23 protein-coding genes are annotated in these 19,875 nt (G+C 60.2%); 1 reads left to right on the top strand and 22 read right to left on the bottom strand.

Translation table 11 applies throughout. The features are described 5' to 3' along the window. Nucleotides 1–2: 2 nt before the first annotated feature. From rpmC to hutH, 14 genes are all read right to left on the bottom strand, one after another. The gene (rpmC, locus tag I6E74_RS14655) at nt 3–335 is read right to left on the bottom strand and encodes a 50S ribosomal protein L29 (RefSeq protein WP_197123101.1); all 333 of its coding nucleotides are present in this window, start codon (nt 333–335) and stop codon (nt 3–5) included. Next, a complete protein-coding gene (gene rplP, locus I6E74_RS03790) occupies nt 335–754 on the bottom strand; it encodes a 50S ribosomal protein L16 (protein ID WP_009773124.1) in 420 nt (139 codons plus the stop codon). Before rplP ends, rpmC begins: the two co-directional genes overlap by 1 nt. A 2-nt stretch (nt 755–756) precedes the next feature. Beyond that, nucleotides 757–1,572, bottom strand: a complete 816-nt coding sequence (rpsC, locus tag I6E74_RS03785; RefSeq protein ID WP_197106458.1) for a 30S ribosomal protein S3 — start codon at nt 1,570–1,572, stop codon at nt 757–759. Continuing rightward, nucleotides 1,572–1,964 (bottom strand): 50S ribosomal protein L22, encoded by a 393-nt coding sequence (gene rplV / locus I6E74_RS03780; RefSeq protein WP_197106459.1) that lies wholly within the window; start codon nt 1,962–1,964, stop codon nt 1,572–1,574. Before rplV ends, rpsC begins: the two co-directional genes overlap by 1 nt. 24 nt (nt 1,965–1,988) lie before the next feature. After that, entirely contained in the window at nt 1,989–2,270 is a 282-nt protein-coding gene (gene rpsS, locus I6E74_RS03775) for a 30S ribosomal protein S19 (protein WP_009773127.1), read from the bottom strand. Nucleotides 2,271–2,285: 15 nt separating this feature from the next. Then, nucleotides 2,286–3,125, bottom strand: a complete 840-nt coding sequence (gene rplB, locus I6E74_RS03770) for a 50S ribosomal protein L2 (protein ID WP_197106460.1) — start codon at nt 3,123–3,125, stop codon at nt 2,286–2,288. 17 nt (nt 3,126–3,142) lie between these two features. Beyond that, complete coding sequence (gene rplW, locus I6E74_RS03765) at nt 3,143–3,442, bottom strand: 50S ribosomal protein L23 (RefSeq protein ID WP_010203832.1); 300 nt, start codon at nt 3,440–3,442, stop codon at nt 3,143–3,145. After that, the gene (gene rplD, locus I6E74_RS03760; RefSeq protein ID WP_197109484.1) at nt 3,439–4,098 is read right to left on the bottom strand and encodes a 50S ribosomal protein L4; all 660 of its coding nucleotides are present in this window, start codon (nt 4,096–4,098) and stop codon (nt 3,439–3,441) included. The genes rplW and rplD overlap by 4 nt, the downstream gene beginning before the upstream one ends. Before the next feature lie 5 nt (nt 4,099–4,103). Then, nucleotides 4,104–4,754 carry a 50S ribosomal protein L3 gene (gene rplC / locus I6E74_RS03755; protein WP_197123099.1) on the bottom strand — a complete coding sequence of 217 codons (651 nt, stop codon included), beginning with the start codon at nt 4,752–4,754 and terminating at the stop codon, nt 4,104–4,106. A gap of 40 nt (nt 4,755–4,794) precedes the next feature. Beyond that, nucleotides 4,795–5,103: a 30S ribosomal protein S10 gene (rpsJ, locus tag I6E74_RS03750; RefSeq protein ID WP_009773132.1), complete on the bottom strand. Its 309-nt coding sequence runs from the start codon at nt 5,101–5,103 to the stop codon at nt 4,795–4,797. 512 nt (nt 5,104–5,615) lie between these two features. After that, nucleotides 5,616–6,785: an imidazolonepropionase gene (hutI, locus tag I6E74_RS03745; RefSeq protein ID WP_197123098.1), complete on the bottom strand. Its 1,170-nt coding sequence runs from the start codon at nt 6,783–6,785 to the stop codon at nt 5,616–5,618. Beyond that, a complete protein-coding gene (locus I6E74_RS03740; protein ID WP_197123097.1) occupies nt 6,782–7,639 on the bottom strand; it encodes an arginase family protein in 858 nt (285 codons plus the stop codon). Before I6E74_RS03740 ends, hutI begins: the two co-directional genes overlap by 4 nt. Further along, the gene (gene hutU, locus I6E74_RS03735) at nt 7,626–9,290 is read right to left on the bottom strand and encodes a urocanate hydratase (protein ID WP_197123096.1); all 1,665 of its coding nucleotides are present in this window, start codon (nt 9,288–9,290) and stop codon (nt 7,626–7,628) included. Before hutU ends, I6E74_RS03740 begins: the two co-directional genes overlap by 14 nt. A gap of 8 nt (nt 9,291–9,298) precedes the next feature. Further along, nucleotides 9,299–10,843 (bottom strand): histidine ammonia-lyase, encoded by a 1,545-nt coding sequence (gene hutH, locus I6E74_RS03730; RefSeq protein ID WP_197123095.1) that lies wholly within the window; start codon nt 10,841–10,843, stop codon nt 9,299–9,301. Between the two features lie 79 nt (nt 10,844–10,922). Here hutH and I6E74_RS03725 point away from each other — a divergent pair, with 79 nt between their 5' ends. Next, complete coding sequence (locus tag I6E74_RS03725; protein ID WP_197123094.1) at nt 10,923–11,690, top strand: IclR family transcriptional regulator; 768 nt, start codon at nt 10,923–10,925, stop codon at nt 11,688–11,690. A 54-nt stretch (nt 11,691–11,744) separates the two neighbouring features. Here I6E74_RS03725 and tuf read toward each other — a convergent pair whose 3' ends face one another. The 8 genes from tuf to pilM form a co-directional block, all read right to left on the bottom strand. Continuing rightward, nucleotides 11,745–12,938 (bottom strand): elongation factor Tu, encoded by a 1,194-nt coding sequence (gene tuf, locus I6E74_RS03720; RefSeq protein ID WP_197106468.1) that lies wholly within the window; start codon nt 12,936–12,938, stop codon nt 11,745–11,747. 109 nt (nt 12,939–13,047) lie between these two features. Next, the gene (gene fusA / locus I6E74_RS03715) at nt 13,048–15,162 is read right to left on the bottom strand and encodes an elongation factor G (RefSeq protein WP_197123093.1); all 2,115 of its coding nucleotides are present in this window, start codon (nt 15,160–15,162) and stop codon (nt 13,048–13,050) included. A gap of 89 nt (nt 15,163–15,251) precedes the next feature. Further along, complete coding sequence (gene rpsG, locus I6E74_RS03710) at nt 15,252–15,722, bottom strand: 30S ribosomal protein S7 (RefSeq protein WP_009773140.1); 471 nt, start codon at nt 15,720–15,722, stop codon at nt 15,252–15,254. Beyond that, on the bottom strand, nt 15,722–16,096 hold the full coding sequence (rpsL, locus tag I6E74_RS03705; RefSeq protein WP_197123092.1) for a 30S ribosomal protein S12: 375 nt from the start codon (nt 16,094–16,096) through the stop codon (nt 15,722–15,724). The genes rpsG and rpsL overlap by 1 nt, the downstream gene beginning before the upstream one ends. A 335-nt stretch (nt 16,097–16,431) precedes the next feature. Next, nucleotides 16,432–17,274, bottom strand: a complete 843-nt coding sequence (locus I6E74_RS03700) for a hypothetical protein (protein ID WP_197123090.1) — start codon at nt 17,272–17,274, stop codon at nt 16,432–16,434. Between the two features lie 117 nt (nt 17,275–17,391). Then, a complete protein-coding gene (locus I6E74_RS03695) occupies nt 17,392–18,090 on the bottom strand; it encodes a hypothetical protein (RefSeq protein ID WP_197123088.1) in 699 nt (232 codons plus the stop codon). Beyond that, nucleotides 18,087–18,821 (bottom strand): fimbrial assembly protein, encoded by a 735-nt coding sequence (locus I6E74_RS03690; RefSeq protein ID WP_231604462.1) that lies wholly within the window; start codon nt 18,819–18,821, stop codon nt 18,087–18,089. Before I6E74_RS03690 ends, I6E74_RS03695 begins: the two co-directional genes overlap by 4 nt. Continuing rightward, a complete protein-coding gene (gene pilM, locus I6E74_RS03685) occupies nt 18,818–19,858 on the bottom strand; it encodes a type IV pilus assembly protein PilM (protein WP_197123086.1) in 1,041 nt (346 codons plus the stop codon). Before pilM ends, I6E74_RS03690 begins: the two co-directional genes overlap by 4 nt. Nucleotides 19,859–19,875: the final 17 nt, after the last annotated feature.

Raw genomic sequence — 19,875 nt, 5'->3', positions numbered from 1 at the left:
GACTACGCCTCCTTCGTCTCGTCAGTGGAGTCTGCTGCGGTCTCAACCGCTGCATCCGCCTTCTTGGTGCTGCGCTTCTTGGTCTCCTTGGCGGGAGCCTCGACAGCAGCGGGGGTTGCACGGATGCCCAGCTCGCGCTCACGGATAACCGTGTAGATGCGGGAGATGTCGCGCTTTACAGCGCGGATACGTCCGTGGCTTTCCAGTTGACCAGTTGCGGCCTGGAAACGAAGGTTGAAAAGTTCTTCCTTCGACTTCTTCAGCTCGTCAACGAGTCGTTCGTCTTCAAAAGTGTCTAGCTCGACAGGGGCTAGCTCCTTGGATCCGATCGCCATTATGCGTCGCCCTCCTCGCGCTTGATGATGCGTGCCTTGAGGGGCAGCTTGTGAATTGCACGAGTGAGTGCTTCGCGCGCAGTCGTCTCGTCCACGCCGCTGAGCTCGAAGAGCACGCGACCTGGCTTGACGTTGGCGACCCACCACTCGGGCGAGCCCTTACCGGAACCCATGCGGGTTTCAGCGGGCTTTTTGGTGAGCGGGCGGTCGGGGTAGATGTTGATCCACACCTTTCCACCACGCTTGATGTGACGCGTCATTGCGATACGAGCTGCCTCAATCTGGCGGTTCGTAACGTATGCGGGCGTCAGAGCCTGAATACCGTACTCGCCAAACGACACCGTGGTTCCACCAGTAGCGTGGCCGCTACGGGAGGGGTGGTGCTGCTTGCGGTACTTGACCTTACGCGGAATCAACATTGTTATGCCTCAACTCCTGCTGCAACCGGTGCGTCGGCCTTGGGGGCTTCTGCCTTGGGTGCTTCAGCTTTCGGTGCGGACGAAGGGCCACCGGTGCGACGACCGCCACGGTCGCCACCATCGCGACGCTCTGGACGCGACGACTTCTGGTTAGCCTGCTCGCGAGCGAGCTCCTTGTTGGTGATGTCGCCCTTGTAGACCCACACCTTGACACCGATACGACCGAACGTGGTCTTAGCCTCGTAGAAGCCGTAGTCGATGTTTGCGCGCAGCGTGTGCAGCGGAACGCGACCTTCGCGGTAGTACTCTGAGCGGCTCATTTCTGCGCCACCCAAACGACCCGATACCTGGATGCGAACACCCTTGACCGAACCAACGCGCTGGGCGCCCTGAAGACCCTTGCGCATTGCACGACGGAAGGCGACACGAGCAGCGAGCTGCTCTGCGATTCCCTGTGCAACGAGCTGAGCCTCAGCCTCGGGGTTCTTGACCTCGAGGATGTTGAGCTGGATCTGCTTACCGGAGAGCTTTTCGAGCTCGCCACGGATACGCTCTGCTTCGGCGCCGCGGCGACCGATCACGATGCCCGGACGGGCAGTGTGAATGTCTACGCGAACGCGGTCACGGGTGCGCTCGATTTCAATGCGAGCAACACCTGCGCGGTCGAGGTTCGACTTGAGCAGGTTGCGGATCTTTACATCTTCCGCAACGTAGTCGCTGTAACGCTGACCCGGCTTGGTGCTGTCAGAGAACCAACGCGACACGTGGTCGGTGGTGATTCCCAGACGGAAACCGTAGGGGTTTACCTTCTGTCCCATTACTTCTTCCCTGCCTTGTCGGCCTCGGCTTCAACGACGTGGTCTGGCGTGGCCAGCACGACCGTGATGTGGCTTGTGCGCTTCAGGATCTGGAACGCGCGGCCCTGGGCACGCGGCTGGAAACGCTTGAGCGTTGCACCGTCGTCGACGTAAGCCTTCGAGATGATCAGATCCTGTTCGTCCAGGAACGTGTTCGAAGCATCTGCCTTGACTCGCGCATTCGCGATTGCAGATGCAACCAACTTGTAGACCGGCTCGCTCGCGCCCTGAGGTGCGAACTTCAAAATTGCCAGTGCTTCCTGTGCTTGCTTGCCGCGAATCATGTTGACAACGCGACGAGCCTTCATGGGGGTCACGCGGATGTGACGCACGCGTGCGATCGACTCCACCATTTCTCTACCTCCTTCACCACCGCGTTAGCGGCGGCGACCCTTCTTGTCGTCCTTCACGTGTCCACGGAAGGTACGGGTGGGCGAAAACTCGCCGAGCTTGTGCCCAACCATGGTTTCGGTGATGAACACCGGAATGTGCTTGCGACCATCGTGCACCGCGATCGTGTGACCCAGCATTGCTGGAACGATCATCGAGCGGCGCGACCAGGTCTTGATTACGTTCTTGCTCTTGGCTTCGTTCGCCTTGACAACCTTTTGTAGGAGGTGGTCGTCGACGAAGGGGCCCTTCTTCAGACTGCGTGGCATCTTCTGACTCTCCTACTACTTGCGCTTCTTGCCGACATTGCGGCGGCGAACGATGAGCTGGTCACTGGGCAGTTTGCGCTTACGTGTGCGCCCTTCTGCCTGGCCCCAAGGGGAAACGGGGTGACGTCCACCGGACGTCTTGCCCTCACCACCACCGTGGGGGTGGTCAACAGGGTTCATGGCAACACCACGGACGGTCGGGCGAACGCCCTTCCAGCGCATGCGGCCGGCCTTTCCCCAGTTGATGTTCGACTGCTCGGCATTGCCGACCTCGCCGATCGTTGCGCGGCAACGAACGTCAACGTTGCGGATTTCTCCGGAAGGCAAACGCAGCTGCGCGTAGGGGCCCTCTTTTGCAACGAGTCGAACTGATGCTCCAGCGGAGCGGGCCATCTTGGCGCCGCCACCGGGGCGAAGTTCAATCATGTGGATAACCGTACCGACGGGGATGTTCTTCATCGGGAGGTTGTTACCAGGCTTGATGTCTGCGCCGGGACCCGACTCAACAATGTCGCCCTGATTGAGCTTGTTCGGAGCAACGATGTAGCGCTTCGTGCCATCAACAAAGTGAAGCAGTGCGATACGTGCGGTGCGGTTGGGGTCGTACTCGATCTCGGCAACGCGGGCGTTTACGCCGTCTTTGTCGTTGCGCTTGAAGTCGATTACGCGGTACTGGCGCTTGTGGCCACCACCGATGTGACGAGTCGTGATGCGACCTGCGTTGTTGCGTCCACCAGTCTTCGGCAGAGGGCGCAGAAGCGACTTCTCCGGCGTTGAACGGGTGATCTCAGCAAAGTCTGCAACCGAGGATCCACGACGACCAGGCGTCGTGGGCTTGTACTTGCGAATAGCCATTAGTTTCTCCTTGGTCCCTAGCCGACAGCGGTGAAGATGTCGATGGAACCGGACTTGAGCGTGACGATGGCGCGCTTGGTGTCCTTGCGCTTGCCCATACCGAAACGGGTACGACGGGTCTTGCCCGTGCGGTTCAACGTGTTGACCGAGTCGACCTTGACGCTGAAGATCTTCTCAATAGCGAGCTTGATCTCGGTCTTGTTCGCACGGGGGTCTACCTCGAAGGTGTACTTGCCCATATCGATCAGGTTGTAGCTCTTCTCAGAGACCACGGGAGCGATGATGATGTCGCGCGGGTCCTTGTACGTGACGGTCATGCGCTGACCTCTTCCTTGTTCGAAGACTTGGTGTTGAACGCAACGAACGCGTCGAACGCGCCCTTGCTGAACACGATGTCGTCGCTGACGACGACGTCGTAGGCGTTGAGCTGGTCGTAAGCCAAGACGTGAACCGTGTCGAGGTTGCGAATGCTCTTGAGGCTGGTTGCATCTTCGCGCTGGAGAACAACGAGAACGTTCTTGCTCGGCGCGATGTTGTTCAGCAGAGCCAAGACAGACTTCGTCGAAGGCTTGCCGTCTACAGCGAGAGCGTCGATGACGTGAATTCGCTCACCACGAGCCCGGTCAGACAACGTGCCGCGAAGTGCTGCAGCAATCATCTTCTTGGGGGTGCGCTGTGAGTAGTCACGCGGGTGCGGCCCGTGAACGATGCCACCACCCTTCATCTGAGGAGCACGGATCGAGCCCTGACGAGCGCGACCGGTTCCCTTCTGCTTGAACGGCTTGCGACCAGCACCCGAAACTTCACCGCGGCGCAGGGTGTTGTGCGTACCCTGACGTGCTGCTGCACGCTGTGCAACAACAACCTGGTGGATGAGCGGAACGTTGGTCTGCACGTCGAAGATCTCGGCGGGAAGTTCAACAGAGTCGACCTTCTTGCCCTTGGCGTCGATGACGTCGATGGAGGTAGCCATGTGTACTACGCCCCCTTCACTGCGTTGCGGACGAAGACGATACGGCCACGAGCACCGGGAACAGCGCCCTTGATGAGCACGAGTCCCTTCTCAAGGTCGATCGAGTGGACGGCGAGGTTCATGACCGTTACACGGTCACCACCCATACGACCGGCCATGCGCATGCCCTTGAAGACACGGCTGGGGGTCGACGAGGCACCAATGGAACCAGGCTTGCGGTGGTTACGGTGCGAACCGTGGCTTGCAGATACACCCTTGAAGTTGTGACGCTTCATAACACCGGCGAAACCCTTACCCTTGCTCGTGCCGACAACGTCGACCTTCGAGCCTGGAGTGAAGATGTCGACCGCGAGTTCTTGGCCAACGGTGTACTCCGCGGCGTCAGGGGTGCGAATCTCGGTGAGGTGACGGCGAGGCGTAACACCTGCCTTATCGAAGTGACCGGTAAGCGGCTTGTTGACCTTACGAGGGTCGATCTGGCCGTACGCGATCTGGACTGCGCTGTATCCATCAACCTCGGGGCTACGCAGCTGCGTAACCACGTTCGGGGTGATTTCGACAACGGTCACGGGAACGAGCTTGTTGTTCTCGTCCCAAACCTGCGTCATGCCGAGCTTTGTGCCCAGCAGACCCTTAGTCGTCTTAGTTGTAGACATTATTTTCCTTATCGGCTCTGTCGCTCAATAACTGCGCGAGCTAAAGCTTGATCTCGATGTTGACGTCGGCCGGCAGGTCGAGACGCATAAGCGAATCCACAGCCTTGGGCGTCGGGTCGATGATGTCGATGAGCCGCTTGTGGGTGCGCTTCTCGAAGTGCTCGCGGCTGTCCTTGTACTTGTGGGGAGAACGGATAACTGCAATCACGTTCTTCTCGGTGGGCAGCGGCACGGGGCCTACTACCGTGGCACCCGCGCGGGTAACCGTGTCAACAATTTTGCGTGCCGACGAGTCGATGACCTCGTGGTCGTACGACTTAAGTCGAATGCGGATCTTTTGTCCCGCCATGACTGGCTCTCTTCCCTTAGTACTTTGGCTGCACTGCGTGCACCTGGGCTGTTCGACGCCGGATGTTGCCACCCGAAGACGCTCAGCACTTTTGCTTTCGCACCACTATTTATCTGTCAAGTTCTTGCTGTCACTGCTTGTGATACCAACTCGCGAAACCGCGAGGAGCACATGCCAGCGAACTGGCACAAGCGTCTCCCGCAGCACGAATTCTTTCGAATCGAATTGGGGAGTTGGTTAAGCTTGGTTCTGCTCCCCGCGGCCTAGCTACAACACGGTGTATAACTCACGCTCTGCGAGGGTCATACGATGTGGAACTATGCACTGCCTGGAAGTGATCCGCACGCACGTGGCGGCGAAATGTTGAACTAGAAGAGTTTGTCACATCCACGCATTTACTGCAACCCGGGCGTGTCGGATTTTTGCGGCGCCATTCGCCGTCGTCACGCTGGCGACGTGATGGCTCGATTTGAGCATCCGCTTGCGCCTGATAGCGGGACTTTTGGGGAGTCTCAGGCCAAGGGCCGCACCAGCTCGTGAACGCCATCCACAAAGACGCTGGAGACCAGCGGTACCCCGGGGCGATACGCCAGATGACGGTAGTGCGGAGCATCGAGAAGCTGAGCATTCGCTCGCGCGCCGACCGTTAAACGACCCACGTCATCGCGGCGCAAGGAACGTGCCCCTCCGAGCGTCGCCGCCGTGACGGCTTCTAGCGACGTCATCCCCATTTCGCGCACCGCGAGGGCAATGCAGAACGGGAGGGATGACGTGAAACTCGAGCCGGGATTGCAATCGCTGGCGAGCGCAACCGTCACGCCAGCGTCAAGGAGTCGCCGGGCATCCACGTACGGATGTCTGGTGGAGAACTCGACCCCGGGAAGCAGTCCAGCAACCGTACTGCTGCCCGCGAGCGCTTGCACATCGTCATCGCTGAGATAAGTGCAGTGATCGACACTCGCCGCGCCCAGCTCAACCGCGAGTTGCACAGCACCTGACTCCGCCAGTTGCGCACCGTGCAGACGAGCGCCCAAGCCACGAGCCTGCCCGGCCGTGATGATGGCGCGCGTCTCGTCCTCGGTGAAGGCACCGTTGTCGCAGAACACATCGATCCAGCGCGAATGGGGAGCGCACGCCTCCAGCATGTCGCCCATCACCAGGTGCACGTAGGCCGCACGGTCTGCCGCAAACTCATCGGGGACGACATGCGCACCCAAGAACGTAGTTTCCTCAGTGAGCATGGCCGCGAGCCGCAACATCCGCGCCTCATCTGCAACGCTGAGACCGTACCCGCTCTTGATCTCGATCGTCGTCGTGCCCTGGCGGCGCATCTCCGCAACCAAAGCGGTCGCATTCGCGAGCAACTCAGCGTCAGTCGCCGCCCGCGAAAGTGCGACCGTGCGACGGATGCCGCCCGCCTCGTAGCGGCGGCCAGCCATGCGAGCCTCAAACTCATCCGAGCGGTCCCCCGCGAAAAGGATGTGGCTATGGCTGTCAACAAAACCAGGAAGGACACAGCGACCAGCGGCATCCACTCGCCCGTCAGCAGCAGGAGCATCGACCGACGCACCCCACCAGACCACGCGACCCTCGTCGAATACGAGGGCGGCATCGGCGATCTCTGCACGCTCGTCATCATGCGTGAGCAATAGGCCAATGTTCTCGATCGCCGTGCTTGTCATCGCAGCGACACTCCCGCGATTGCTTCGAGGACGCAGAGCGCCACCAAGCGCACCGTTCGTTCATCAGGAGCGTCAGCGGCGGCATCCACCTCGACGAGATCAATCGAGGAGACGGCTTGATGCGCGGCAGCGCGCCGTGCGGCCGTGCGCAACTCAATCGCCGAGATACCCCCCGGCACCGACGCGGGGCACCCGGGAGCAACCGAGCGATCACACACATCGACATCAAGATCGACGTGGATAGGCCCGCCCGCCGCGCCAGCAATCTCCAGCGCCTGCGCCATCACCTCATCCATCGAGCGCGAACGCAACTCGTCACGCGTGATCACCATGATGCCCGCGTCCCTAGCGCGCTCGGCATAGGCGTGAGAATTGGCCAGCGGCTCAATACCGATCTGCACCACACGACTGCCATCGAGGCCGGCCTCAAGAAGGCGACGCACGGGTGAACCGTTACTGGCGCCGTCTCGTAGGTCGTAGTGGGCGTCGAGCGTGATCAGCCCAGCGGACGTGATGTCTGCGCCCCACCGCCCCAACGCCGTCGGAACCGTAGCCGCATTGTCGCCGCCCAACGCGATAACGAGCTCAGCCCGCAGCTGCGCCACCGCATCAATCGCACCCTGCTCGTTCAGGTCGGGTTCGCGCACGGTGCCGGCGTCCACGATCCGAAGATCAGACAGCGCGGCATAACGACGAAGTGCCTCACGAACCGCAGCGGGAGTTGTGTGAGCCTGCGTCGGAGAGAGTGACGTGCGCGACGTCGGGATACCGATGAGTGCGACATCCGCCCACTCGTCGTCAACCGGCGAAGGCCAATCCCCCGCACGCGGCCACAGCGGATCAGCGTTGAGCATTGTGACCCTTCGTGAGCGGAGCCTCGTTCATGGGAATGCGAACGCCGAGGTTGTCGGCGACCGCGATGGCTTCATCGTAGCCAGCATCAACGTGACGGATGACGCCCATACCTGGGTCATTCGTAAGCACTCGCTCAAGCTTCTGGGCGGCAAGCTCGGTGCCATCAGCAATCGTGACCTGGCCCGCATGGATCGACCGGCCAATGCCAACACCGCCACCGTGATGAATGGAGACCCACGTTGCTCCCGACGAGGTATTGACCAGAGCGTTGAGCAACGGCCAGTCAGCGATCGCGTCGGAGCCATCCTTCATCGCCTCGGTCTCGCGGTACGGCGACGCCACCGAACCGCTGTCGAGATGATCGCGCCCGATCGCGAGCGGGGCAGCCAGCTCACCCGAGGCGACCATCTCGTTGAAGAGCAAACCGGCCTTGTCACGTTCGCCGTAACCCAACCAGCAGATGCGGGCAGGGAGCCCCTGGAAGTGCACGCGCTCCCCCGCAAGCTTGATCCAGCGAGCGAGCGATTCGTTCTCGGGGAACAACTCGAGAATCGCCTTGTCTGTCTTGTGGATGTCGCTGGCCTCGCCGCTGAGAGCGGCCCACCGGAACGGCCCCTTGCCCTCCGCAAATAGCGGACGGATGTAGGCCGGCACGAAGCCGGGGAATGCAAACGCATCGGCATAACCCGCCGCGAGCGCCTCGGTGCGCAAGTTGTTGCCATAGTCAAAGACCTCAGCTCCCTGACGCTGGAAGCCAACCATCGCCTCGACATGAATCGCCATCGATTCGCGGGCACGCTGGGCGAAATCGGGCTGGCTGCGGGCACTCTGCCAGTCGTGGAAGTCCACGCCGAGAGGAAGGTAAGCGAGAGGATCGTGAGCGCTGGTCTGGTCGGTGACGATATCGATCGGCGCCCCCATTGCGAGCAACTCGGGCACCGCAGCAGCCGCATTCGCCAGCACCCCAATCGAGAGCGGCTTCTTCGCATCGCGCGCGGCAACAGCGAGTTCGACCGCGTGCGCGAGCGACTTCGCCTCAACGTCGAGGTAGCCGTGATCGATGCGACGCGTGATGCGGCTCTGGTCAACATCAATACAGATCGCAACACCGTCGTTCATGGTTACGGCGAGCGGTTGGGCCCCGCCCATACCTCCGAGGCCAGCCGTAAGGGTGATGGTGCCCGCCAGAGTACCGCCGAATCTCTTAGCCGCGACTGCAGAGAAGGTCTCGTAGGTGCCTTGCAGAATGCCCTGCGTACCAATGTAGATCCACGATCCTGCCGTCATTTGGCCGTACATTGTGAGGCCAAGCTGCTCGAGCCGACGAAACTCATCCCAGTTCGCCCAGTCGCCAACCAAGTTGGAGTTCGCCAACAACACCCGGGGAGCCCACTCATGGGTCTGCATCACACCGACGGGCTTGCCCGACTGAACCAGCAGCGTCTCGTCACCCTTGAGGGTCGTGAGCGAACGAACAATCGCATGATAACTGGGCCAGTTACGCGCAGCCTTGCCCGTGCCGCCATAGACGACGAGATCTTCCGGGTGCTCAGCAACCTCAGGGTCGAGGTTGTTTTGGAGCATGCGCAAAGCACCCTCCTGCTGCCAGCCGAGAGTATTGAGCGTGGAACCGCGGTGTGCCTGAATCACGACGTCTCCTAGCTGAGTTCGGTAATGGTGCGTGCGGCGGACACGAGTGCGCCCGACTGCACAAGCGCAACGCTCGCCGCAATGTCGGGGGCCAAATAACGGTCGGGCCCTGCGGCGGGAACGTGCTCGCGCAAGTTCGCGATCACCGCCGCCGACACCGGCGATGGTCGCTCGCCGCGCATCTCGATTCCCCGCGCCGACGTCAGCAACTCGATGGCGATCACGCGCGACAACCCATCGATACTGCGGCGAAGCTTCAAACCAGCGCTCCACCCCATCGAGACGTGGTCTTCCTGCATCGCGCTCGTCGGAATTGAATCGACGGATGCCGGCGCCGCCAACCTTTTCATCTCGCTGACGATTCCCGCCTGGGTGTACTGCGCGATCATGTGCCCAGAGTCCACCCCGGGATCGTCGGCCAGAAACGCGTTAAGGCCGCCGCTGCGATTGCTGTCGAGGAATCGGTCAGTGCGACGCTCGCTCATGCTCGCAACATCCGCGGCGACTATCGCCAAGAAGTCGAGAGCGTAGCCAACCGGGGCCCCATGGAAATTGCCGTTGGATTCCAGCCGGCCATCCACCGTCACCACCGGGTTGTCGATCGCGCTCATAAGCTCACGCTCGGCCACCCGACGCGTGTGATTAACCGTGTCGCGCGCCGCTCCGTGAACTTGGGGCGCGCACCGCAACGAGTAGGCATCCTGCACCCGCGTGAAGCCTCTCGTAGCGTGGGCCGCAATCGTGTCGGAGTCTCGAAGCACCGCGCGCATGTTGGCTGCCGACTGCGCCTGACCCGGATGAGGCCGGAGGGCATGCAGGTCCTCCGCGAAGACTCGGTCGGTTCCCGCCAAACCCTCCACGCTCATGGCAGCGGACAGGTCGGCGGTGGTGAGCAACGCCTCAAGATCAGTAATCGCCAACGACAGCATGCCGAGCATCCCATCGGTGCCGTTGATCAGCGCCAAGCCCTCTTTCTCGTGCAAAACAACTGGGGTAATTCCGGCGGCTTTCAGCGCAGCGGATGCCGGCAGCTGCTCGCCCGCAACGCGTACGTCGCCCTCGCCCATCACCGCAAGCGCGCAATGCGCGAGCGGAGCGAGGTCTCCGGAACAGCCGAGGCTGCCGTACTCACCAACGATGGGGGTGATCCCCGCGTTCAGCAGAGCCGCGTAGGTTTCCGCAACGACAGGCCGCACGCCGGTGCGCCCGGTGGCCATCGTCGAGAGTCGCAACAGCATTGTGGCCCGCACCACTTCGTCGGCAATTTCCGCACCGGAACTTGCCGCGTGACTGCGCACGAGTGACCGCTGCAGTTGCAGGCGCTGCTCGGGGGCGATGTGCTTTGTCGCCAGCGCGCCAAAACCGGTGGAGACACCGTAGTGCGGGCGCACGTCTTCGGCCAACGCTTCAATCACCGCACGCGACGCAACCATCGCGCTCGTTGCTTCGGGCGAGATCGTGACGGGTGCACCGTGGCGCGCGACCGCCACAACATCGGAGATGCTCGCGGCGCCGACGCCGATGGTCACTGTTTGGCCGGGGGCTGAGGTCATGATCCCAGTGAACGCGCATCGCCCCTCCGCCACGAGTGGATATCGCGATATGGTGTCTGAAATACCAGACAGGAGCCGCGTGTCCAACATTCCTGCCGCGCGCAACACCATGGCTGTGCTGCGCCACCTCGCGACCCGCAAAGGGCCTGTGCCAGCCTCTGCTTTGGCGCGCGAGCTAGCGCTCCCCCGGTCATCCGTCTACCAGCTGCTTACCGTCATGATCGACGAAGGATTCGTGGTGCATTACCCCGAAGACCGCACCTATGGATTGAGCTCCCTCGTCTCTGAGATCGGCACGTCTGCACTGCGTAGCGAACGGCTCTCCGCACTCGCTAGCCCGCTCATGCGGAGCCTCGCGGCCGAAGCCCCGATCCCGGTTGTCGCGCACCTTGCCGTGCTCAGCGGTGCGGATGTCAGTTACGCCGCTCGAGTGCAAGGAACCCGAGCGCCCACCACTGTTTCGGCTGTTGGCGTCAAACTTCCCGCGCATTTGACTGCGACTGGCCGAGCCATGCTGGCGCAACTGACTGCTCCGCAAGTGCGAGCGCTGTATCCCGCGCGCAGCAGCCTTACCCGGCGCCAGACCGCAGGGCCGAACACACTGGCAGAACTCGACCGGCTACTGGCTGCGACTCGTGAGCGCGGCTGGGCGAGCGAAGTGGGCGACATCACTGCGGAGTATGCCTCGGTTGGCGCTGCAGCGTTCGACCGCAATGGCTACCCTTCGGCAGCGATCGGGCTCACTTTCAGAACGGATGCCGTCGAAGACCAGTGGGACGAGCTCGGCCAGGCCACAATGGCCGCCGCTCGCGCCCTCACCTCGAGGCTCACCGGCCGCGCTGGTTAAACGACGAAGGGCCGAGCCTTTCGGCTCGACCCTCGTCGTAATTAGTTACTGAGCTTACGCCAGAACCTTGGTTACCTTACCGGCACCTACGGTACGTCCACCCTCACGGATGGCGAAGCCGAGGCCCTCTTCCATGGCGATGGGCTGAATAAGCTCAACGGTCATGTCAGTGGTGTCGCCAGGCATAACCATCTCGGTGCCCTCAGGCAACGTGATGACGCCGGTGACGTCGGTGGTACGGAAGTAGAACTGCGGACGGTAGTTCGCGTAGAACGGGTTGTGACGCCCACCCTCATCCTTTGACAGGATGTATGCGGTTCCCTCGAAGTTCGTGTGAGGAGTAACGGAACCAGGCTTAACAACAACCTGTCCACGCTCAACATCTTCACGCTTGGTTCCACGAAGAAGCAGACCACAGTTCTCGCCAGCCCATGCTTCGTCGAGCTGCTTGTGGAACATCTCGATACCAGTGACCGTGGTCTTCTGGGTCGGACGGATTCCAACAATCTCAACGTCAGAGTTGATCGAAAGCGTTCCACGCTCGGCGCGGCCCGTAACAACGGTTCCACGACCAGTGATCGTGAAGACGTCTTCAACCGGCATCAAGAACGGCTTGTCCTTGTCGCGGATGGGGTCAGGAACGTTCTCGTCAACAGCATCCATGAGGTCGAGGATGGACTGGGTCCACTTCTCGTCGCCCTCAAGAGCCTTGAGACCTGAAACCTGGACAACAGGAACGTTGTCGCCGTCGAAGCCCTGGCTGGAGAGGAGTTCGCGAACCTCGAGCTCAACGAGCTCAAGAATCTCTTCGTCATCTACCATGTCGGACTTGTTCAGTGCAACGAGCAGGTAAGGAACACCAACCTGCTTCGCGAGCAGAACGTGCTCGCGAGTCTGAGCCATCGGTCCGTCGGTCGCTGCAACCACGAGGATTGCACCGTCCATCTGAGCTGCACCGGTGATCATGTTCTTGATGTAGTCAGCGTGGCCCGGAGCGTCTACGTGTGCGTAGTGGCGCTTGGGGGTCTCGTACTCAACGTGCGAGATGTTGATGGTGATACCGCGTTGACGTTCTTCCGGAGCCGAGTCAATCGACGAGAAGTCGCGCTGCACGTTCGTCGCCGAAGGGTACTTGTCAGCAAGTACCTTCGAGATCGCTGCCGTGAGCGTGGTCTTTCCGTGGTCAACGTGACCGATGGTTCCGATGTTTACGTGCGGCTTGGTCCGCTCGAACTTGGCCTTAGCCACTGTGGGTCCTCCTCAGGACTCGGTTGCTCTGCACCCGACGACTTTTCACTGCCGAATGTTTCGCAAGTTGGTGTGTATCTATGTTAGTTGCGCGCTGGTAGTGCGGCGATTACTCGCCCTTGTTCTTTGCAACAATCTCGTCAGCTACCGCGCGGGGAACCTCAGAGTAACTGTCGAACGTCATCGAGTACACCGCACGACCTGAAGTCTTGGACCTCAAGTCACCGACGTAGCCGAACATTTCCGACAGTGGTACGTGGGCGCGAACGACCTTTACGCCGGTCGCGTCCTCCATGGACTGGATCTGTCCGCGGCGACTGTTAAGGTCACCGATGACGTCTCCCATGTACTCCTCGGGAGTACGAACCTCGACCGCCATGAGCGGCTCGAGGAGAACTGGGTCAGCCTTGCGCGCTGCCTCTTTGAATGCCATGGTTCCCGCAATCTTGAACGCCATTTCTGACGAGTCAACATCGTGAGCAGCACCATCGAGGATGATTCCCTTGACGCCGACCATCGGGAATCCTGCGAGGATTCCGACGTTCATCGACGCCTGGAAACCCTGGTCGATTGAGCCAATGTATTCACGAGGAATACGGCCACCGGTGACCTTATTTACGAATTCGTAAATCTTGTCGCCTTCAACCTCCATCGGCTCGAGCGAGATCTGGACCTTAGCGAACTGTCCCGATCCACCCGTCTGCTTCTTGTGGGTGTAGTCGTGCTTGTCCACAATGCGGCGGATGGTCTCGCGGTACGCAACCTGCGGCTTACCAACGTTGGCTTCAACGTTGAATTCGCGCTTCATGCGGTCTACGAGGATGTCGAGGTGAAGTTCACCCATTCCCTTGATTACCGTCTGGCCAGTTTCCTGGTTCTGTTCGGTACGGAACGTGGGGTCTTCTTCAGCGAGCTTCTGAATAGCAATACCAAGCTTCTCTTGGTCAGCCTTCGTCTTCGGCTCGATCGCTACCTCGATCACGGGCTCAGGGAACGTCATCGACTCAAGAACGACCTGGTCGTTCGGGTCACACAGCGTGTCACCAGTCGTGGTGTCCTTGAGGCCAATGACGGCGTAGATGTGTCCAGCGGTAACGCTGTCGACAGGGATTTCCTTGTTGGCAGCCATCTGGAAGATCTTTCCGATGCGCTCCTTCTTGCCCTTGGTGGAGTTAGCAACAGCTCCACCAGAGTCAAGGTGTCCCGAGTACACGCGAATGTACGTGAGGCGACCGAAGAAGGGGTGCACTGCAACCTTGAAGGCCAGAGCCGAAAACGGCTCCGAAGCATCAGGCTTGCGGATGATGATCTTGTCTTCATCGCGGGGGTCGCGTGCTTCCATGGGAGGCACATCAACCGGCGAGGGAAGGTAGTCGATAACAGCGTCGAGCATCGGCTGAACGCCGCGGTTCTTGAAAGCAGAACCACAGAGAACCGGGTAGATCTCGCTGTTGACGGTGAGCTTACGGATCGCAGCCTTGATCTCAGCAACGCTGATCTCTTCGCCGGCGAAGTAACGCTCCATGATGGCGTCGTCGGTCTCAGCGACAACCTCGAGAAGAGCGGTGCGGTACTCCGCAGCTTTCTCCTTGAGGTCTTCGGGGATCTCTTCGATGGCGTACTTGGCGCCCATCTGAACGTCACCCTTGGAGTCGCCGCGCCACGTGAGTGCACGCATCTCAACGAGGTCAACAACACCCTCGAACTCAGACTCGAGTCCGATGGGGAGCTGGATAACGAGGGGACGAGCACCGAGGCGCTTCACGATGGTGTCTACCGTGTAGTAGAAGTCCGCGCCCATCTTGTCCATCTTGTTGACGAAGCAGATGCGAGGAACGTCGTACTTGTCGGCCTGGCGCCATACAGTCTCCGACTGCGGCTCAACACCTTCTTTACCGTCGAACACAGCGACTGCACCGTCGAGAACGCGGAGCGAACGCTCCACCTCAACCGTGAAGTCAACGTGGCCGGGGGTGTCGATGATGTTGATCTGGTTTTTGTCCCAGTAACAGGTCACAGCAGCGGACGTGATCGTGATGCCACGCTCTTGCTCCTGCTCCATCCAGTCAGTAGTCGACGCACCATCGTGAGTTTCACCAATTTTGTGGTTTACACCCGTGTAGAACAGGATGCGCTCAGTCGTAGTGGTCTTGCCGGCATCGATGTGAGCCATGATGCCAATGTTGCGGACCTTAGTCAGGTCGGTGAGCACGTCCTGTGCCACAGGTTCCTCCGAAGTATGTTGGTGAAGCGAGAATCTCAAGAGTGAAGCGAGCCAGACAGCGTCTGACCCGCCTCACTGCGAGGTGCTGACTACCAGCGGTAGTGAGCGAATGCCTTGTTCGACTCGGCCATCTTGTGGGTGTCTTCGCGGCGCTTTACAGCGGCGCCAAGTCCATTCGATGCGTCCAAGATCTCGTTGGTGAGACGCTCAGTCATCGTCTTTTCACGACGACCCTTTGCGTAGCTCGTGAGCCAACGCAATGCGAGCGTGTTAGCACGGTGCGACTTGACCTCAACAGGAACCTGGTAGGTCGATCCACCGACACGACGCGACTTGACCTCGAGGGTCGGGCGAACGTTGTCGAGAGCCTTCTTGAGCGTGACAACGGCGTCTTGGCCGGTCTTCTCTGTTACGCCTTCGAGTGCGCCGTAAACGATGCGCTCAGCAAGGCCCTTCTTGCCATCAAGAAGAATCTTGTTGACAAGCTGGCTGACAATGGGTGCGCCGTAAACCGGGTCTGCGACTACGGGACGCTTTGGTGCTGGTCCTTTACGAGGCATTACTTCTTATCCTTCTTCGCGCCGTAGAGGCTACGAGCCTGCTTACGGTTCTTAACGGCCTGGGTGTCGAGCGCTCCGCGAACGATCTTGTAGCGAACACCGGGGAGGTCCTTTACACGACCACCGCGGATGAGCACCATCGAGTGCTCTTGAAGGTTGTGACCTTCACCGGGAATGTAGGCCGTGACCTCGGTACCGTTAGAAAGCTTGACACGAGCAACCTTGCGAAGAGCCGAGTTCGGCTTCTTCGGAGTTGTTGTGTAGACGCGCGTGCAAACGCCGCGCTGCTGCGGGTTGGACTTAAGGGCGGGCGTTTTGGTCTTGACGACCTTCGGCGAGCGTCCCTTACGCACCAACTGCTGAATGGTGGGCACTAAATTACTCCTTGATTTTGCTGCACGGTGACAGCGTCATGATGGTTAGCATTCGACGTTCTTTTCAGAACACCGAGTTCATCTGGACCCACGCCCCTACCGAACTGATCGGTTGGTTTGCGGGTATGCCGTGGGGGCCAACCGGAAGGTCGAACCCTGTGGTGTGGAGTGACTCGCGCCTAAACCCCGCGTGAGCGGTAATCCTCGAGAGGCATGGCTTAAGCGCACGACAAAGCGCACACCTCAGAAAGAATAGCCCCCGGGATAGGCCGGGGTCAAATGGTCACAGCCCACACGCAGGCTCCAGAACAGGGCACGCGTGCACGGCAGAGACTTTAGCGCTGAGCAGCAGTTTTCTCCGCGAGCTCAGCTTCCCACTTGGCACGCGCATCCACGTTGCGTTGCGTGACCTTGCGGCCTCGTCTCGCGACCAACGCACCCGTCCACAACGAGACCTCGCGGCCCAGCAAACCGGCGGCGATGACAAGCGGATCCGCCAGCGCTGCAAGGAACATTGCGTGAGCCTGCTCCGGAGTATTTTGAATGACACCGTTGATGAGCAAGAGGGCGCCGACTGTACCGAAGTACACGACGAGCCCCACGATGATGCTCGAAAAGACGTGTGCCGCCCAACCTGCGCGGTTCACAATGAGCGCGATCACGATGGCACCAAGTGCGAAGAAGGCGACAGGAACGTAGAACGAGGGCGCCTGCACGAAAGCGACCGCAACTCGGCCCGACTCGGCTGCACCAATGATGACGACAGCGATGGCGAAAACGATCGCGAAGGCGACAGTGGATGCCAGCGCAATGAAAATACCGAATCCACGGTTGCCCGCAACCTTCGGCGGCGTCGGCGCAGTCACATAAACGACCCGGGGCTCACCGGATGCAGCGGCTCCCGTCGTCTCGGCCACTACCGGCTCGGACTCGGGCTCGGGCTCGGCGACGATCTCGGGCGCCACTACCAGAGCGGGCTCCGCAACAGGCTCCGCTTCAGCTTCGAGCGTGGCGTCGTCGTACACAGCAGACTCAGTGGACGCAGTAGGCGCCTCGAAGGGATCGACAAGCGGCGTTGCAGCGTCAGAAGCAGCGGGGGTCTCGTCGACAACCACAGCATCCTCGATGTTGTCGTCGTTCTTCGGTGAAGAACCACGCTCTACAGATGGATCGGTCATGACTGATGCCTCCTCGTGCCAGCGACTGATCCGCCCAGTCTACCGAAGCAACTCTTAGAAACGAGAAGAACGCCACGACCAAGAGGTCGTGGCGTTCTTCTCGTTCTTTGAATATGACTAGCTAACGGTGCCGTTGCCGCTCACTGCGAACGCAGTCGCACTATCTACAAGCACGTACACCACCCCAGAGAGTGAGATCTCGAATAGATCTGAGGTGCCGTCTCCTTGAACAGAAACGGTAGTCACTGAGAACGATCGATCGTTCAGCTGAACGCTCTCCAAGAACTTGTTGAGATCGTCATACGAACCGGTGGCGTTGACGTCAACGCCCAAAGCCACTAAGCCGGGCACGGACTGCACAGCCTGCGCGCCTGGCTGCACCTCGGGTGCTGCAGCTTCTCCGCCAGCATCGGCGTCAGATTCCTCAGCGTCAGCGTCCTGCGTGCTTTCTACGGGCTCCGCTTCGGGAGCAATCGCATCGGTGGCGGTGACGTATGAAATGTCGACGATTGTCACTCCCGCCGCCTCCGCTAGAGTGGCGAGTTGCTCAGCGAAAACTGAGGTACCGTGCGCGGAAGGAACCGATTTCTGCACTTCGGCGAGGTCGGCGAATAGCCCCTCAGAATTTTCGGCAAGCGCCTTAAGCGCGTCGAGTTCGTTCTGCTTGACTTGATTCTGCGCCTCAACCGCGATGATCTCCTCGTCGGCGCTCGACACGTCGGCAAGCGCTGGAGCGACGCCGATTGCGTAGCCTGCGAGCAGGATGATGATTACTGCAACTGCCCCAATGAGCGTCCACATTCGTGTCAATGTCATGAGCCGTTCTCCTCGTCGTTCGTGCCTTCAGCCGGAGCCGCTTCATCAGCACCCTCTTCTTCCTCGACGAAGCCGTCGAAGCGGTGCAGGAGAGCATCACGGGTGACAAACACAGCGACTTGAGCGAGGTAGGTCCCCTCTTCTTGCTTTACTGACACGAGCGAGACATCAGCGACACCATCGACGTCAGGCGCGCTGCGAACCCACGAATCAATCTCGGCCACTGATGATGCAGTGATCTCGATACTGAACTGAGCGATGCGCTCGGGATCGAGCGGCGACACCGACGCGCCGTAACCCAGCAGTGGTGTTGCCGTCTCAAAGCTGTACGAGCTGAAAAACATCGCGCCAGTGAGCTTGTCACCTAGGTCATCGACGACCGTCTGAACTGAAATTTCAGTGGAGGTCGCGAAGATTTGAGCCGCGGTCGTGGATTGTAGGAGTTGACTAGCGGTGCGCACCTCGTTGTACTCGCCTTGTTGTTGGGTGAGCGCCAGCGTGGTCGCGCGTGCATTCTCGAGAGCGAGAGTGCGCTGCAACGAAAGGAGATTTACGGCGCTGGCGGCCAAAATAGCGACGCCCAACGCAACAATCGCCATGAAGATAGCACGGCCTCTGGCGGCATTGGCAGCCTTGCGCTGGCCGACCTCAGGCGGGAGCAAGTTCGCGTAGGGCGGATAGGCAATCGCTACCTTTATCTCACGGCGCTGTGCAGGTTTTTTGTCGCTCATGCGGAGACCCCCGTTACCAATCCAAGCGCGAGGGACATGTCGTGAACGTCGCCGGTGCCACGTAGGTCACGAGCCACCGTCACCATCGAGAACGGATCCGGCTGACTTGCCGGCACCTTTGTGAATTCAGACACAGTTTCTACGAGCCCGAGCAGTCGAGAACCGCCACCGCTCATGACGATCCGGTCTATGGCACGATTCTCTCGCGCGTTTTGGAAGTACTGCATCGTCGCACGGATCGCAAGCAGGGTCTCATTGACCAATTCGAACGACACCTCGAGGGCAGGCCGTTGCTCGGCGGTTGCTCGAGCTGCAACGACACCCACCGAACGCTTGATCGCTTCGGCGTCGCGCGCCGAAATGTCCATGCGCTGCGAAATTCCCTTGGTGATGTCTGCGCCACCGCTGGGCAGCAAGCGCACAAAGTGCGGCACGTGACCGTCGAGCGCCACCAAAGTTGTCGTCGCGGCACCGATGTGCACAAGCAATGTTGTCATGTTCGCTGACTCGGAGCTCGAGAACAGACGCGTGAGAGCGAAGGGTGAGAGGTCTACGTTTTGCGGGTTCATCCCCGCAGCGATCGCAGCATTCACGTTCACCAGGAGTGGTGCCTTGATAGCCGCGACCAACATCCCGGAAAGCATAGGGCCATTTTCTCCCTCGGTCTCTGCTGCCGGATAAAAATCGAGCAACGCCTCCGTCGCTGGAACGGGAAGAAGATCCTGAACCTGGAACGGAAGAGACTCGCGTACCTGATTCAGCGGAAGCCGCGGAACCTTAATATCGCGGGCGAGCACCTTAGAGTTTCCGACGCCCATAACAACGTCCTTTGTGCGAAAGCCGCCCTGTGTCCAGAGACTGCGGATCGCTGCCGTGACGGTAGCCGAGTCAACGACCTCTCCCGCACGCACAGCGCCTTCCGGTAAAGGCGCCTCGCCAAAGCGAAGAATTGTCGGTCGTGGCTGTTGTGGATTATCGACTTCGACAGCACGAACGGCTGTCGTGCCGATATCAAGCCCTACTAGTTTCTTTCCCATATATCCCCCCGGTGGCG

The organism is Salinibacterium sp. SWN139, assembly GCF_015864625.1.
Classification (GTDB): Bacteria; Actinomycetota; Actinomycetes; order Actinomycetales; family Microbacteriaceae; genus Rhodoglobus.
Note: the sequence above shows the minus strand (reverse complement) of the source record. Positions and strands in the feature narration are given on the sequence as shown.

What these genes read in the sequence shown, in the direction of transcription:
- rplB (WP_197106460.1), bottom strand. Translation starts at nt 3,125, where the DNA reads ATGGCTATTCGCAAGTACAAGCCCACGACGCCTGGTCGTCGTGGATCC.
- I6E74_RS03690 (WP_231604462.1), bottom strand. Translation starts at nt 18,821, where the DNA reads ATGAGCGACAAAAAACCTGCACAGCGCCGTGAGATAAAGGTAGCGATT.
- I6E74_RS03700 (WP_197123090.1), bottom strand. Translation starts at nt 17,274, where the DNA reads ATGACCGATCCATCTGTAGAGCGTGGTTCTTCACCGAAGAACGACGAC.
- rpsG (WP_009773140.1), bottom strand. Translation starts at nt 15,722, where the DNA reads ATGCCTCGTAAAGGACCAGCACCAAAGCGTCCCGTAGTCGCAGACCCG.
- rpmC (WP_197123101.1), bottom strand. Translation starts at nt 335, where the DNA reads ATGGCGATCGGATCCAAGGAGCTAGCCCCTGTCGAGCTAGACACTTTT.
- rplV (WP_197106459.1), bottom strand. Translation starts at nt 1,964, where the DNA reads ATGGTGGAGTCGATCGCACGCGTGCGTCACATCCGCGTGACCCCCATG.
- hutI (WP_197123098.1), bottom strand. Translation starts at nt 6,785, where the DNA reads ATGACAAGCACGGCGATCGAGAACATTGGCCTATTGCTCACGCATGAT.
- I6E74_RS03740 (WP_197123097.1), bottom strand. Translation starts at nt 7,639, where the DNA reads ATGCTCAACGCTGATCCGCTGTGGCCGCGTGCGGGGGATTGGCCTTCG.
- rpsC (WP_197106458.1), bottom strand. Translation starts at nt 1,572, where the DNA reads ATGGGACAGAAGGTAAACCCCTACGGTTTCCGTCTGGGAATCACCACC.
- hutH (WP_197123095.1), bottom strand. Translation starts at nt 10,843, where the DNA reads ATGACCTCAGCCCCCGGCCAAACAGTGACCATCGGCGTCGGCGCCGCG.
- rpsS (WP_009773127.1), bottom strand. Translation starts at nt 2,270, where the DNA reads ATGCCACGCAGTCTGAAGAAGGGCCCCTTCGTCGACGACCACCTCCTA.
- rplC (WP_197123099.1), bottom strand. Translation starts at nt 4,754, where the DNA reads ATGTCTACAACTAAGACGACTAAGGGTCTGCTGGGCACAAAGCTCGGC.
- rpsJ (WP_009773132.1), bottom strand. Translation starts at nt 5,103, where the DNA reads ATGGCGGGACAAAAGATCCGCATTCGACTTAAGTCGTACGACCACGAG.
- rplW (WP_010203832.1), bottom strand. Translation starts at nt 3,442, where the DNA reads ATGACCGTCACGTACAAGGACCCGCGCGACATCATCATCGCTCCCGTG.
- rplP (WP_009773124.1), bottom strand. Translation starts at nt 754, where the DNA reads ATGTTGATTCCGCGTAAGGTCAAGTACCGCAAGCAGCACCACCCCTCC.
- pilM (WP_197123086.1), bottom strand. Translation starts at nt 19,858, where the DNA reads ATGGGAAAGAAACTAGTAGGGCTTGATATCGGCACGACAGCCGTTCGT.
- I6E74_RS03695 (WP_197123088.1), bottom strand. Translation starts at nt 18,090, where the DNA reads ATGACATTGACACGAATGTGGACGCTCATTGGGGCAGTTGCAGTAATC.
- rplD (WP_197109484.1), bottom strand. Translation starts at nt 4,098, where the DNA reads ATGGCTACCTCCATCGACGTCATCGACGCCAAGGGCAAGAAGGTCGAC.